Raw genomic sequence first — 16134 nt, forward strand, 5'->3', positions numbered from 1 at the left:
TGCGCAGTTATTGTGGGATGGAGAAGTTGTTCGGGGATCCGATAGAAACAGCTCATATTATCCGCGAGAGAATTCAGAATGAACTTGGTTTTACTGTAAATATAGGAATATCATCAAATAAGCTACTAAGTAAGGTAGCCTCAGATTTTACAAAGCCGAATAGAGTTCACACACTATGGCCCGAAGAAATTCCTGAAAAGATGTGGGTCTTGCCGGTCGAAGATTTGTTTCTAGTCGGCAGCGCAACTTCTAAAAAACTTCGTGCAAGGAATGTTAAAACAATTGGTGATCTGGCTCACTGATACGCAACCGGTCCGGGGCTAAGGTAATTATCCGATCGACGTATTTAAACTCTGGGCTTAGTCCAATGACGGGCGGCGTTCCCGAAGAGGATTATCCAATGATGACATCTATCCTCTAAAAGTATTGCAGACATAGAAAAATGATTTATCAGTAAAAAATTTTCATTGGGAATGTAGTTTCTTAGAATTTTAGAATACAACAAAGTATAGAGACCATCTTTAAAGGACGGTCTCTAATAGGAAGATTAGGAACATAGCCTAACACCGTGACAATACTACTGGGGCAAACCAACATCATGTCCCGATCAACTTGCTTGCGCACCAAAGTAAATATCGTCTTCCCTGCCTCAATTATCAAAATTAAAGGACTTGCCGAAATTCTTTGAAATTCTCAATGACATACTTTTTGAATCGCTGAACAGGCAAGGTATCCTGTCTATTTTTCATATAGCCAAGGTATATTATTCGTTTATACATTGGATTACCAATAGGCAGAACTTTGATATTGAAATTCCGAAAAGTAGGACTTTCTGGGACAATAGCAATTCCGATTTTGGCAGCAACCAAACCTGCCATAGAGCTCTCATCTTCTACCTCGCAACAAACTTTAGGAATTATATTGACCTTTTCATACTGACGATTGATCTCTTGTTTCAATCCATGTTTACCGGAATAATGTATCAATGGATAAGGCTCCGTATCCTTTAAATCAATCTTATCAAGTTTGGCAAGAGGATTATCATAGGGTAGAAGAGCAACTAAACTTTGATAGCAGATAGGAATAAATTCTACATCAGGATCCTTTGGTATTAGAGAAGCAAAAACCAGATCAAGTTTTTCACTCTTTAAGCGTATGATTAAATCAGCCGTGCATTCATTTTTTGTCGATCCTTCGTGTAACGCAAATTGTATATTTGAATTCTGTTCGTCTTTCATGAAGCCAGAAATTAAGTCGGGGATAAAATATGAGCTAAGCGTATAAATAAATCCAACATTGATGGCACGTTGTGCATTACTAGTTAATTCTTTAATCTTTTTAGAGCCCTGCTCTAACTCATCTAGTGCATTTTCAACATAAGGTAAGAATAATCTACCGTATTTTGTAAGAGCCACATTGCGCCCGTGCTTTTCGAATAACACAGTCCCAAGTTCACTCTCTAAAGATGATATAGCATTACTTAGACTGGGTTGTGTTAAACAAAGCTGTGCAGCAGCTTTTGTGTAATGCTCTAGCTTAGCCAGAGTCCTAAAATAATATAGCTGGTAAAGATTCATTTTTTAATCACCCCACAAAAAATATCTGAAGCTTCATACCCATAGAATCATCAAAGTTTTGTGCATATAATCCCAATCACAAAGTCTTTTAATATGATTACAGAGTCCTCCAGTTGGTAATGGGTAATGATTAGCACCGGGCAGTGATCACTTATATATTACAATTTATTATATCATTACATAAATAACGATTATATATGTAAATGTGATGGAAGTTAACATAATTACTCTAATAATCCGACAGTAGGTAATTGCTCGAAAAGAAAGGTGTCTCAATCCCTCAATTCAATGGATTGAGACACTTGTAGATAAATTACGCCTTCTAGTAATGTTTAAATTTTTAGTATTGCGATTATGCTTTAAGCCATTGATCGAGTTTCGTTTGGCAATGCTTTAGCTATCAAAACTTCCGAAGGTTATTCTAAAACTATTTTTTCTTTCTCTAGTTTAGTTTTTATATCCTGACGCAACTCGAATTTCTGGATTTTTCCTGACGCTGTACGAGGAAGATTCTCCATAATTTCTATTCGTTCAGGATATTTAAACTTACTTACACTCTTCTCCTCAAAAAAAATCCTGACTTCCTCTAAGGTTAGTCCCTTTACCATATCATTCAGTACCACATATGCGCAAACCCTCTCACCCAACCTCTGGTCGGACATTGCCACTACACCCGCCTCACGAACATTAGGATGTTGAAGTAAGATATTTTCTAGTTCGACACTGCTAATGTTCTCTCCTCCACGGATAATAATTTCTTTTTTTCTACCCGTAATTCGGATATATCCGTCATCATCCATCACACAAAGGTCGCCACTATAGTACCATCCATCATCATCCAAAACCTTTACTGTCAATTCGGGTTCCTTAAGGTAACCCACAAAGACCGCTGGACCACGGGATGCCTCTTCTCCCTGAACCCCTACTGGCACTGATTGCCGCGATTCGTCAACAACTTTTACGTCAACACTTGCTACAGCTACCCCATCTGTACCAATTATTTTCTCAATGGTATCATCCGGCCTTACGGCCGTATGTGGAACACTCTCAGTTGAGCCATAAACACCTGTTACTTTTATGCCTGCTTCACTAGCTTCCTTAACTATATGCCTAGGTATAGGCGCCCCGCCACACATGAAAAGGCGCAGTGAAGAGATATTACATTCTCTTTTCTGTAATGCAAGTAGTATGTCGTAAACAACTGGTGTGGCTCCCATACTACAGGTACATTTTTCTCGCTCAATTAACATAAGCGTAACTTCTGGTTTAAATATATCCTGAAGAACACTTTTAGCCCCTAACATAAATGACATAGTCACACCGTGGTGAAAACCAATGGCATGGGCCAATGGTGCTGGCATTAACATTACATCGAGATGGGTAATATTCATTGCAGTAGCCAACGCTTTTTCGGCAGCAATAATGTTATTGTGAGTTAACATAACTCCTTTGGGATAGCTTTCTGTTCCCGAAGTAAACAGAACTGCTGCTAGCTCGTCCGAACTTCGCTTACAATTACTAACCAAGGGAGGATAATCCCTTATTATCCTGCTTAAAGTAGTACCCTCATTAACCTTTCTTTCTTTTTCTACTATAACTACTTGCTTCAGGCTGGGAATTTTTTGAGATAGCGAATGTAACATAGAAGAATACTCAAATCCTCTAAACTCAGAGGGGATAAACAATACTTTGGATTCACACTTATTGAGAATGTATAATAATTCATCAGCGCGATAACCCCAGCAGATAGGGTTTACAATCGCCCCTACTTTAAGACATGCTACATAAATTACAGTAAATTCAGACCATCCGGGTATTTGAAAAGATACAAAATCACCTGGCATTACTCCTATATCTTTTAAATAGGTTGCTAGCCTACTTGCAGCGTCGTCTAATTCAGCATACGTATAGCTCGTTCCCTGAAGATCGATTACGGCCACTTTTTCTGGGGCGCACAACACAGACATCTGCCAATAATCAGCCAAAGTTGCGTCACCCCAGTAGCCGGCTTGACGGTATTCCCGCTTTCGATCTTCATTTATTCTCATCTCCAGTGACATCCTCTCAACCCCTTTAGCTGGGTTTATAATTATTCCTCAATCACCCAGTAGAATTAATTCAGTAAATTAAATAGGATTAGTCCGTTCCAGTTCTGGTATATCTTTAGGCACAATTTCTTTAACCCTAACAGTCAACAACAATATAATCGAGCCCACGATGGATATACAAGCACCTAAATACAGGGCAAAGTTATATCCGTAAGCGTCAACGACTACACCGGTAAGAAGTGGCGCCGTTATTCCACCTATTGTGGCAAAAGTGGACCAAAGCCCTGTTATTTTACCAGCATTCTTTCGGGAAAAGACCATAGGCATCGAATAATATCCTCCCATGGTAAGGCATAATAGACCGTTCGAAGCAGATATCAATGCGACGGCATTCACTGCATTCGCTGCTTGAGACCCTAGTATTAACAAGACTCCTGCAGAAATCATACCGATAACTGGGAATATTTTACGACCAATATTATCCCCAAATTTTGCAGCAGCCTTATCCGCTAAATAACCACCGATCGGATATGTGAACACTGCCACAATGTAGGGCATCATTGTATATAGGGCACTTTGCCCCAATTGGAGGCCACGCCCCCTCATAAAATAAGTGGGTAACCATGTCATAAATAGGTAGAAAAGATAGTTCGTACAGAAAAATGATACAGCACCTGTCCAAACCGATGGAGTCGAGAAAATATCCTTCGGAGTTAAGTCTACAGACTGACCTACAATTTCCTGCGAATCACCCTGGGCTGACTTAATATATGCTAACTCTTCTTTGCTTAGAGTAGGGTGATGTTCCGGCTTGTCCTTACCAAATTTTAACCAAATCAAAATCCAAACTGGAGCAGTAAAAGCAAATGTCCAAAATACCATTTCCCAACTATGACGCTGTATGATCCAAGCCGCTAATGGCATAGTGAGTGTAATACCAAGGGGAACCCCTACAAGACAAATTCCTTGTGCTAAACCTGCTTCCCTTTTAGGTATCCATTTAGCGACCATCGATGAGATCGCAGGCAAAGCTACACCTTCACCCATCCCCATCATCATACGTATGATCACCATCAAGCCTAGTGATGTACCAAAAGGTGTCAAAAATACGAATACTGACCACCATAATGCTCCAAAAATAATGACCTTGCCACCGCCAAATCGGTCGGCTAACCAACCACCAAGAATCATCGTACATGCATAACCCATGAAAAATGCTGTCGAAACTAAACCAAACTGAGTTGCACTCCAGTTAAATTCTTTCATCATTGATGGGCCAGCAATTGACATATTCGATCTATCCATATACAGGACTAAATAACATAACAGAAACTGAACTATGATCAACCAACGTTTATTACCTATCATTGGATTCATCTTAATTGCCCCTTTTTAATTTATTTGAAGCAGTATTTATCCTTTTAAGTAAAAACTCTAAAATTAAATTGTTGACATAGTTTCATTATTGTTTTTTGCAGAAGTTCTTATCCAGCAGTTTGAAGCAGGAGTACTCCTTTTCACCTCCTAAAGTTAAATTTTTATAACATTATTGAGGTAATAAGGAGGTACTCCTTTTCAATTTAAACCAGTAAAACTTATTTATTTAACTTGCTTTAATCTTCTTAAATTCCTCTGTAAGGACAGGAATAATCTCAAACAAATCTCCTACTAGACTGTAATCCGCCATATCAAAGATAGGTGCATCCGGATCTTTATTTATAGCTATAATTGTCTCTGAGGAAGACATTCCTACTAAGTGCTGAACAGCTCCAGAGATCCCAGCAGCAATATAAATTTTCGGTCCAACAACTTTACCTGTTTGTCCGACTTGTTGATGCACTGACATCCATCCTGCATCGACTGCAGCTCTCGATGCACCCACGGCTCCACCAAATACATCGGCTAGTTCTTGAAGAAGTGCAAAATTCTCGGGTTTTCCAATTCCTCTACCACCAGAAACAATGACTTCTGCTTCTTCAAGTTTTACACCCGAAGCACTGACAGCTTTAATAATATCAATAATCTTCGTTCTGATTGATGCTGCAGGAGTCTTAATTTCTTCTTTAATAACTTCTGCTGTACGAGAAGCATCGGGCTCAGCCTTTTTAAATACTCCCGGTCTAACCGTTCCCATCTCAGGTTTACGTTCACACAAAATGGTCGCCATAAGATTTCCGCCAAAAGCCGGTCTAGTCCATGCAATAAGTCCATCATCATTAACGTCTAGGGAAGTGCAATCAGCTGTTAAACCTGTATTTAAGCGAATCGCTGCTGTTGAAGCCAAGTCTCTTCCGTTAATGGTCGCACCCAATAAGATAGCATTAGGGAGATACTTCTCGACTAACTGCACCATGACATTGGTATATCCATCAGTGTTGAATTCTTGGTATTCTTCACCTTCGACGCTGATAACCTCGTCAGCTCCATAAGCAATTGCAGATTTGACAGCAGCGTCATTATCTTTACCAATAACAACGGCTACAACTTTCTCTTGTTTAGCTTGAGCAAGTCTTTTACCTTCGTTTAAAAGCTCTACGCCGATATTTTTCGCTTCGCCATTTACAGTTTCTAAAAATACCCAAATATTTTTATAGTCACTCATTTCTTAACCCTCCATTATACTAGCTTAGCCTCAACTAGCATTCCGACTAACTTAAGCGCTGTGTCTTTACCAGTTTCTTCCTTGATCCGAGTACCTGCCTCTCTTTTAGCTGGTACAAATGTTTTCTTTACTCGGGTAGGAGAACCTTTTAATCCAATTTTAGTTGTATCAATGTCTGAAAGTTCAGCAGTTGTCAACACTTCGAACTTAGCTTTATTAGCTGCCATTTTACTCTTAACCGTGGGGAATCTTGGCTCATTGATGGATTTCACGACGGTACATACAGCGGGAAGATTCGCTTCAACGATATCGTATCCCTCATCGGTTTCCCGATTGATGCATACCTTATTATCTTTGACTTCGATTTTAGCTGCATAAGTGAGTAACGGCATTCCAAGATGTTCTGCAATAGCCGGGCCAACCTGAGCTGTATCTCCATCGATCGCTTGCTTACCACAGATAATTAAATCAAAATTTCCGAGTTTTATTATAGCTTGGGATAAGATATAGCTCGTAGCATAGGTATCTGACCCACCAAAAGCGCGATCACTAACTAATACAGCTTTATCAGCGCCTACAGACACACATTCCTTTAAGGCATCTTTAGCTTGTTCAGGACCCATTGTAATGACTGTAACGGTCCCGCCATGTGCTTCTTTGAGTTGTACTGCTGCTTCAAGCGCATTTTTATCAAAAGGGTTTACAATACTCGGTACACCAGCGCGTATCAAGGTATTAGTAACTGGATCAATTTTAATTTCAGCAGTATCAGGTACTTGTTTAACACAAACTAGAATATCCATTTAAAAATTCCCTCCTACTTAAGCATATCTCTTGCAATTGTCATCCGTTGAATTTGGTTGGTTCCTTCGAAGATTTGGAATACTTTGGAGTCTCTCATCAATTTTTCTACAGGATATTCTTTGCTCACGCCGTAACCTCCGAAAAGCTGCACAGCATCGGTGGTTACTTTCACTACAGCATCACCACAGAAGGTTTTTGTAATTGATCCTTCTCTAACACAAGGATCATGAGCATCCATCAACACCATGGAATGCTTAACTAATTGACGAGCGGCTTCACATTGGATTTCCATATCAGCCAAGATCATTTGCACAGCTTGCTGTTCAGCCACTGGTTTTCCAAATTGTTTTCTTTCTTTAGTATACTTAACGCTCTCATCGATAGCAGACTGCATAATTCCAACTGCTAAAGTACCTACGAATGCACGAGAAATGTTTAAGGTAGCCATAGCAATTTTGAAGCCGTCACCTTCATTACCAATCAACGCACTAGCAGGTACTCTTACATCAGTAAACGCTACATCGCAAGTATTAGACAATCTAAGACCCATTTTATTTTCGTGTTTACCTACCATTATTCCAGGGCGGTCTCTTTCTACGATAAATGCTGATATACCTTTGGAACCTTTGCTCTTGTCAGTAGAAGCGAATACCACATATACGCTAGCAAACTCACCATTTGTAACAAAAGTTTTGCTGGCATTGATGATATATTCGTCTCCGTCTTTAACAGCTGTAGCGCGAATTGATCCAGCATCTGATCCTGAATTAGGTTCTGTTAAACAGAATCCAGCAAATGCCCCTGGCTCAATAATATCAGCAAATAATTGCTTTTGTTGATCATTTCCGCACAGGAGAACTGACCTTAGGGCCACAAAAGTTGTAACTAGGGAAATAGCAAAACCTGCATCTACCTTTGCTAATTCTTCAAATACTACAGCATTTGTTACATTACTTAATCCTGCACCACCAAATTCCTCAGGAATCTCCAACATGTGCAGACCCATATCAAAAGCTTGTTTTAAGAGTTCTAAAGGGAACTCTCCTGTTTCATCAAATTCCTTAACATGCGGTTTTACAACTTTTTGACCAAATTCCCTTACCATTTCAACTAAACCTTGTTGTTCTTCATCAAGAATATGTCCCATTTTTAAAATCCTCCCATTAATAATATAGTGGCGAGTTACTCCAGAGGGAGTTTTAACTGCAACTGAAGTTATCATCTAATTATCCAAGGAATTAGCGGTTATTCATTGGATAAATCTTAATTTAATATCCTTAGCCTTCTCTGTAGACAATCCCCATGCCTTGTCCGGGATAGTTCCAGGAATATCCCGGGAGGTTCTGATTGAGTCTCTCACAAATTAGACGACAATTTCCACATTCAAGACATCCTACATGATCAAAGCTTAACTTATCGTTTATTTGATCCCACTTATACCGTTCTGCCGGACAAGAAAAAGTACAAGCTCGGTGTTCACAGGTCTTGCAGGCTGTCTTATCGACAATGATATGTGAATTGTGATCATCACTGTCAAAGCGATTCGCGACTAAACGGTCATCCATCGAAAGTTTTTTCATTATAATGACCTACCCCCTTTCACAATGTCCTTAATGACATCGAAATAAGGTAGCTTACCTGAAGTTGATTGTTTCATAATTGCCATTGCTGATTTTAATGGATTACCATCTACATTATATAAATTCTTCATTAAGCCTGTTGCTAGTGCTGGATACGTTGTAAACATGTGGTTTGTATGGGCAAGATAGTCATGTGAATTCTTAAGGGTTTCAAAATCCTTCAACACCGGCTGGAGTTTGTTACGATAGCTATTCAGAAAGCCCTTAGTATAGTCGCCAGCATCAATTGCCTCATTTGCTGTTTCAGCTGCAGCTATTCCGGAGAGAATAGCATAATCCATGCCACGAACGGTGAATCCTCTATTGATACAAAGTCCTGCTGCATCCCCAGCCAGGAGAAATCCGTCTGCACAGAGTTCTGGGAGTGCTTTATATCCTCCTTCAGGGATAAGATGAGCCGAATACTCGATTAATTGGCCACCTTCAATATATCGTGCAAGTGCTGGAAGCTGTTTTAGTTCTTCCACAACATCTGCTAAGGGTAATTTGGACTTTTTCCAACTACTTGAGTCAACAACAAGGCCTAAGGAGATGCTTTCTTTATTAGTGTACATAAAGGCTCCACCGAAAATCCCCTTGTTGCACTCTCCAGCTGCTAATAAAGCTGCGCCTTTTCCGCTGACTGTATTAAACCGGTCGTTGATCTTCTCTTCAGACAATTTATATACATATTTCGCGGCAACGGCAATATCCTTAACGTCAATTTGCTTAATCAGCCCAGCTCGCTCAGCGACAATAGCGTTAACGCCTTCAGCGCTGATAACTAAATCAGCCTCGAGTTCCTCATCCCCGGTTTTAACTCCGACTACTTTTCCATCTCTAATGAGTAGGCCATCAACAGTGGTGCCGGATATCATCATAGCACCAGCTTCTTCAGCCTTTGCAGCTAGCCACTCATCAAACTTGCCTCTCAATACCGAATAAGATTGGCTCACTGATGGAAACAACGAGTCGATTGTGAAGCTGTCTTCTCCCGACATCATCATCATCATCTCTCGGGTTACTTCACGCTCGAGCGGAGCATCCGCCCATTCCCCAGGCATTAATTTTTCCAAAGCATGGGTATAGATCCGGCCACCGGATACGTTTTTCGCTCCTGGAGTTTTGCCTCGGTCAACTACCAAAACCTCCCGACCAGCCTTCGCCAGACGATAAGCAGCAGCGGATCCAGCTAAGCCTGCACCAATTATGATGACTTGAAATCTTTCGTCAGACAAAGTGTTTACTCTCCTTCCACAACCCTGATTTTTATATAGGGGTTTAATCAGTGAATACTCCATTTATTTTTGGCTATACTCCGTAAACCCCTTATAATCTTTCTTCCTATATTTAGTAGTGCTGAATCGTCTTAGATTTTCTCATGTTCCTATAGCCTCTGAGTTAATTAAAACTCTGTTGCTTAGGCAAGAGGTTCCTTTGCTGATGTTTTTTCGAGTTTATTGAATCGTAATTCCTCACCCTTATACGTTTTAACCGCACCATTTTCGATTAACTTGTTGATTTCTTCTTCTGAATAACCATGTTTCTGCAAATACTCCCGTGTATCATACCCGATGGGCTTTGATGTCCAAAGCTCAGGATCTCCAACACTACTAAGTCGGATAGGACTTGTAGGTATAACTCGATCCCCATACGAATCGTATTTCACACGTCTTAGAATATCATTGTCATATGCTTCTTCATCAGAAAGAACATCGTCAAGTGTGAAGGCTTTTTGGTAGGGAATATCGTATTGTCTAAAAATCACTTCCCATTCAGCAAAAGTCTTTTTCGCGAATGCGTTTTCAAAGAGTTCCACGACATAGCCATTAGTATTATTGGCCCTCAGTTTATCCAAAGTATTATACTCTTCGTTACCTATCAGTTCTTCAATTTCAAAGGCTTTAGCCATATCATCATAGGCACTGTTATAGGCAGCATGGCAAATCAAGAACCAAATTCCATCTTGGGATTGATAGCAATTATTTGAAGGAGTGGGAACGAATTTTCTCGATCTTGGATACAGAGCTCCGGACTGGCGAGAAACGAGCGCAATCTGCATTGCCCATAAAGCGACATGATAGAGGTTAACTACAACTCTGTCCCCAATTCCTGTCTTCCCTTTTTTTACTAAGGCAGCCAAGATACCGGAGGTCAAGAAAGCACTTGCATTCCAATCACCAAAAGCAGCAGGAACGTTTACAGGACTTTCACCGAGTTGCGGGAAGGATCTTAATATACCTCCGCGTGCGGAATACGCTGTAGCGTCAAATCCCCTGGAATCCCTTTCTGGACCTCTTTCGCCATAGCCCCTCATCTGAGCGTAAACGATATGCGGAAACTTTTTATGAATTGTTTCATAATCAAGACCTAATTTGATTAAAGCTTTATCCCTAAAGTTTGTTACAACAACGTCCGCAGATTCAATCAGCTTATAAGTGAATTCAATGCCCTCTGGGCTTTTAAGGTTGATGCTTACCCAGTTCTTGTTAAGACCACCCATATCAAATGATGGATCTTCGATATCATCACGCATCATACCATAGCCAGGCCCCTGGGTACGTTGATCATCCCCGCCAAATGGTTCAATCTTAATAATTTCTGCACCCAACTCAGCAAGCATTCTTGGGCTTGCCGGAGCAGCGATAAAAGAAGCTAACTCGACTACCTTAATTCCTTCTAAACCTTTCAGGTTGCAACTCTCCCTTCCTGATAAATTCTCAAGCTCCTAACTAACGGAGAATGGTTTAAGGTTCAATCGGTTTAACCTTACATATTGTCAATAATACAAGCGCACCGAGCACAGACATTGCGGCACCTAAGAATAAGGCATAATTATATCCATAAGAGTCAACTACAACACCTGTAAGAAGAGGGGCAGAAATTCCGGCAAATGTCCCAATAAAACCATATAGACCAACAATCGAACCTGCATTCCTCGGGGCAAAGATGATTGGCATTGAGAAAAATCCCCCCTGAGTCATGGTTAGGAAACCCATCGAAGCGGCGATTAAAGCGATAGCCATAACTGCACTACTTGCCTGAGCTCCAACAAACAAAGCACATCCGCCAAAGACTAAGCCAATGATAGGAAACATTTTTCTACCAACATTTTGACCATATTTTTTAGATGCCCAGTCTGCTAAAATACCGCCAAGAGGATAAGTGAAGATTGCTACGAGATAGGGAATCATTGTAAAGTATCCACTTTTGACTAATGTGAAGCCACGACCTACCGCTAAGTAAGTGGGCAACCAAGTTAAAAGCAAGTAAAAGACGTAGTTGTAACAGAAATATGCGATTGTTGCACCCCAAACATTTTTGTTTGAGTAAATTTGTTTATTGGTTAAACTTACAGCATTACTTACATCCTGCTTCTGACCCTGATTTGCTTTGATGTAATCTACTTCAGCCTGACCTATTGTTCGGTGTAGTTCTGGCCGATCCTTACCAAATTTCAACCAAATCAAAACCCAAATGGGTCCAAGAAATGCGAATGAATAGAATATAGTTTGCCAGCTAAAATACTTTATAAGGTTAACTCCAATGAGCATGGTTAAAGCCGTTCCAAGAGGGACCCCAGTAAGTGTTAATCCTTGTGCTTTTCCAGCTTCATGTTTTGGCACCCATTTCGATACCAGTGAAGAAGCAGATGGCAAAGTGACACCTTGGCCTATCCCAACCAAAATACGGATGAACATTAAAGCACCTATTGTGCCGCCAAAGGGACTGAAAAATGTAAATACCGACCAAAACAGTGTTCCGATCACAATTACTTTAGTGGCGCCAAACTTGTCAGCTAGCCAACCCGCAGGTAACATCGTCATGGCATAACCTATGAAAAATGCAGTTGAAACTAAACCAAACTGTGTGGCACTCCAGTTATTAGTTTTCATCATTGCTGGACCCGCAATGGATATTGCAGATCTGCCAAAATACATAAAGGTATAACAGATAACAAGTAGAGCGACTACGGACCATCGTTTATTGCCAATCTTTTGCTCCATTTGGATTTCCCCCTTTTTTTTCTTGAAGAATAGATCCGGCCGCAGTCAGGTCGTGTATAGTTGCGAAAACTCTACGATTAAGACTGACAATTGGCCTTCATTCTTTCTAGCGGGATAGTAACTAATCCACTTCCATTTATAAGTGTATAAATTTCAAATCCCCTTTTACAGCAAAACGAAACGTATATTTTGGACAGGGATCTTTATCACAGTAGACATAGGGATCTTCATCTGCCAGGGTGACACAAAGGATTTTTTCTTTTGGATTTGTTACACACTTTTATTCTCCACCTGTAAATGTAGATAAATCCATTCTATAGAATTGGTTTAGCTTACCACTTCTAAGACTTAAAGTAGTCCGATACCTTTTCCAAGGGAACCTCCAACAGCCCCCTTGTTTTGATATATAAATAAATAATAAATCCACGCTTGCAACGAAAGACACACTCTTGACAGGTGCTTCTGTCGCAATACACATAGGCGTCCTCATCGGCCAAAGGGAATACCATTGGGGAATGCTTCTTTGAAGTGACATACTTGATGTAACCCCCGGTGAAGGTCTTAAGTAAAATCCATTCTGGATTGTCCTCCAGTTGTTTCGTTTCCCAGAATACCTGCACCGCGCTCTGGTTGAAACCGCCAACAATCTTGTAGTCCACATGAATCTCGGGCAACACGTCTTCCAAATGCAGAGGCTTCAGCCGTTCCATGGAGGTGCCACAGCAAGTAGGCTCTTGCGCTGGAACATCATAGCCCAACTCTTGGTACAGCCTGACGCAATGATTACAGCGGTAGATTATAATATCGGGGCATTCCGGCCAGGGTTTTCTGGCAGCCCTGCTTCTTAGCGGTCCAAATTCCTGCTCTGCCAAATTCCTGCCCTCCCATTACATTCTGAAACCGCCTCTTATGCCAGTTTTTTTTAAAAAGAGGGGCACCGGCGACGTCATGCTGATACCGATACCCCTCTGGCGATCTACAGATTGCTTAGGATTATGCGTTGTACTTTAATACGCCACCGTGTTTGATACACTGACGAGAAATGGTGATACGTTGTACAGTAGGAGTACCTTCTTCTAACCACATTGCGCGGGTATCACGATACAGGCGCTCAGTAGGACCATATTCGCAATCTTCGAAGTACCCAATACCACCAAAGATCTCCAGCATCTCATCGCTGACTAATTTAGTAACGTGAATACTGAACAGTTTGCACATAGCAGCCTTTTCTTCAATGTATTCTCCTACGGGATCAATTTCGTAGTCCTTAGCAAAGTCATAAACCATGGTACGCAGGGCATGGATATAAGTAGCCATGTCCGCAATCTTCATTCTGATAGCCTGACGTTCAATAATGGGTTTACCAAAAGTAACACGATCATGGGCACGTTTCAGGGAAATTTCATACATGCGCTGAGCCATACCTAAATTACTAGCTGCAATGTGGACACGAGAAACAGACAGGGAATGAATCGAGATATGAAGACCATCGCCTTCTTTACCGAGCAAGTATTTCTTGTTGACTCTCATGTTGGTAAATTTTAAGCCGGTATGACCTGACCCACGGCAGCCCATCATGTGGGGCATTGGAGTAAGTTCGTAGCCTGGAGTGTTACAAGGTACCATGAAGGTGGAGAGACGGTGATCCTTATCTGCATCAGGGTTGGTAACACAGGTAATATAAGAATAATTGCTGCAGTCAGTGTGGGAGATTAAGAACTTTTCTCCATTGATGACGTAATCGTCACCGTCTTTTACAGCCCGTGTTCGAAGATCGGCACCCGTTCCGCCTGTTTCCTCGGTAACGGCCCAGTTGGTGAAGACTGTTCTATCCTGGAACCCGGGCATTAACTCTGCCTTGAGCTCTTCAGTACCAAAGTCATACAAGGGGCGCCAGTTTAAATCCATTGCATAGTGTAGATGCATACGCATTCCGCCTGGGCCGCGGCTAAACTCTTCCTGAATCTTCAAGATTTCCGTCTCGGAGAGACCCCAACCGCCGTACTCCACTGGAAGGGGAGCACGATAGAGGTTATTTTTTATGCCCAGTTGATAGAACTCCTCAGGGAACACATTAGTGACCTCAATGGCTTTCTGCATCTCATCGAACGGGCCCTCTGTTAATTCTCTGATCTGCTTCAGGTACGCTTGGAATTCTTCTTGACTAAGTTTACCCACTTTTATTTCCTCCTTGTTAATTTTTTAACAACTTCGACACCTTGAGTATACTTCTCTTTTATATTCGGGTCTAATTCCTAAAAGTTTGGTATTTTCAGTCATTCTATAAGAAACATCTATGGATTTGTGATAACTATCTCAAATCCATAGATGTTCCCAATCGTCCTTTTTGTTCTTATTCGAAAAATCTCTAAAACGCTCTGGATTTATTCCAGTTTTATATCTAAATCCCACTAAAGATTTGCTCCTTTAATGCATCAATTTTAGTCGTGTTCACAACTCGGACATCGCTTTGATATTCATGCCACTCCGGTAGAGTCATTTTACGGAATCTAGTCCTGCACATCTTTGATTCCAATAAAGAACTCCCGTTTAAAAGCAGTTATTTTGCTTAAACGGGAGTAATCTTTGTATCTTCTCTTCATCAACCTTCAGATCTCCAAGAGGATATTTCCTGATTTCATTTTACCAGACACTTTCAAATTTTATTTGTACGTGTTCTTGATCTATAGCTTGCAAGTTAACTAAAAACTCATCACCAAACCGCCATTAGGGCTAATCATTTGACCGATCATATAATTACCATCGTCTGTCGCCGGCGAACGTGTGGAACTAACCCCAAAGCATCATGCACACTCCGTTAGTTTTTTACAAAGTAAAAAAGCAAAAAGACCATCTAAAATAGACGGTCTTTTTGCACTTACCTGGCAACGACTTACTTTCCCAGGAGGCCGCGCCAATCAGTATTTCTATGGGGATGTGGCGCTGGCCGCGTAACAGTCCACTGGACTGTTACGTCTGCGGTCCAAGTAGGGCGGTGCCTCTCAGAATGCGTCTGCAGCCCTGGAGGTCTTAACTTCCGTGTTCGAGATACGAAATACGAAAGTGTCCAGTGGACAGTTTCGCCGAAGCGGCAACTCTACAAAAAACACTTAGCCGCTGAAGTTGTAGTACATCATTTCGGCCAAGCCGCTGTGCTGGAGAGAAATACTACGCGGCGCCACAAAACAGTCCGGTGGACTGTTTTGGCCACACGGCAAACTATCAATGGAATACTATCGCCGTGTGAGCCGAACGGGTGGAACTGACCCCAAAGCATCATGCACACTCCGTAGTTTTTTACGCCGTAAAAAAGCGAAGAGACCATCTATAAAAGACGGTCTCTTCGCTGTTACCTGGCAACGACTTACTTTCCCAGGACCCTGCGGTCCAAGTATCATCAGCCCTGGAGGTCTTAACTTCCGTGTTCGGTATACGAAATGATATGGGATATCATTTCGGCTAAGCCGCTGTGCTGGA

12 protein-coding genes and 1 pseudogene are annotated in these 16134 nt (G+C 41.2%); 1 reads left to right on the top strand and 12 read right to left on the bottom strand.

Annotated elements, in window-relative coordinates:
• Window positions 1–17 precede the first annotated feature (17 nt).
• Window positions 18–299, top strand: a pseudogene (locus ACZ42W_RS21890) (DNA polymerase Y family protein); the annotation flags it as partial.
• Window positions 300–662: 363 nt separating this feature from the next.
• Here the strand turns inward: ACZ42W_RS21890 and ACZ42W_RS21895 are convergent.
• From ACZ42W_RS21895 to ACZ42W_RS21950, 12 genes are all read right to left on the bottom strand, one after another.
• Window positions 663–1577 carry a LysR family transcriptional regulator gene (locus ACZ42W_RS21895; RefSeq protein WP_464167367.1) on the bottom strand — a complete coding sequence of 305 codons (915 nt, stop codon included), beginning with the start codon at window positions 1575–1577 and terminating at the stop codon, window positions 663–665.
• A gap of 416 nt (window positions 1578–1993) precedes the next feature.
• Entirely contained in the window at window positions 1994–3625 is a 1632-nt protein-coding gene (fadK, locus tag ACZ42W_RS21900; RefSeq protein ID WP_464167368.1) for a medium-chain fatty-acid--CoA ligase, read from the bottom strand.
• Between the two features lie 78 nt (window positions 3626–3703).
• Entirely contained in the window at window positions 3704–5002 is a 1299-nt protein-coding gene (locus ACZ42W_RS21905; RefSeq protein WP_464167369.1) for an MFS transporter, read from the bottom strand.
• Between the two features lie 226 nt (window positions 5003–5228).
• Window positions 5229–6227 (bottom strand): electron transfer flavoprotein subunit alpha/FixB family protein, encoded by a 999-nt coding sequence (locus tag ACZ42W_RS21910; RefSeq protein WP_464167370.1) that lies wholly within the window; start codon window positions 6225–6227, stop codon window positions 5229–5231.
• Window positions 6228–6241: 14 nt separating this feature from the next.
• Window positions 6242–7030: an electron transfer flavoprotein subunit beta/FixA family protein gene (locus tag ACZ42W_RS21915; protein WP_464167371.1), complete on the bottom strand. Its 789-nt coding sequence runs from the start codon at window positions 7028–7030 to the stop codon at window positions 6242–6244.
• 14 nt (window positions 7031–7044) lie between these two features.
• A complete protein-coding gene (locus ACZ42W_RS21920) occupies window positions 7045–8178 on the bottom strand; it encodes an acyl-CoA dehydrogenase family protein (RefSeq protein WP_464167372.1) in 1134 nt (377 codons plus the stop codon).
• Between the two features lie 130 nt (window positions 8179–8308).
• The gene (locus tag ACZ42W_RS21925; protein ID WP_464167373.1) at window positions 8309–8611 is read right to left on the bottom strand and encodes a ferredoxin family protein; all 303 of its coding nucleotides are present in this window, start codon (window positions 8609–8611) and stop codon (window positions 8309–8311) included.
• The gene (locus tag ACZ42W_RS21930) at window positions 8611–9888 is read right to left on the bottom strand and encodes an FAD-dependent oxidoreductase (protein ID WP_464167374.1); all 1278 of its coding nucleotides are present in this window, start codon (window positions 9886–9888) and stop codon (window positions 8611–8613) included. The genes ACZ42W_RS21925 and ACZ42W_RS21930 overlap by 1 nt, the downstream gene beginning before the upstream one ends.
• Window positions 9889–10070: 182 nt before the next feature.
• Window positions 10071–11273, bottom strand: coding sequence for a CaiB/BaiF CoA transferase family protein (locus ACZ42W_RS21935; RefSeq protein ID WP_464167375.1), 1203 nt, complete (start codon window positions 11271–11273; stop codon window positions 10071–10073).
• Between the two features lie 124 nt (window positions 11274–11397).
• A complete protein-coding gene (locus ACZ42W_RS21940; protein ID WP_464167376.1) occupies window positions 11398–12657 on the bottom strand; it encodes an MFS transporter in 1260 nt (419 codons plus the stop codon).
• 341 nt (window positions 12658–12998) lie between these two features.
• Complete coding sequence (locus ACZ42W_RS21945; protein WP_464167377.1) at window positions 12999–13529, bottom strand: hypothetical protein; 531 nt, start codon at window positions 13527–13529, stop codon at window positions 12999–13001.
• A gap of 121 nt (window positions 13530–13650) precedes the next feature.
• Window positions 13651–14835 carry an acyl-CoA dehydrogenase family protein gene (locus tag ACZ42W_RS21950; RefSeq protein ID WP_464167378.1) on the bottom strand — a complete coding sequence of 395 codons (1185 nt, stop codon included), beginning with the start codon at window positions 14833–14835 and terminating at the stop codon, window positions 13651–13653.
• Between the last annotated feature and the right edge of the window lie 1299 nt (window positions 14836–16134).

Source organism: Desulfitobacterium elongatum, assembly GCF_055378975.1.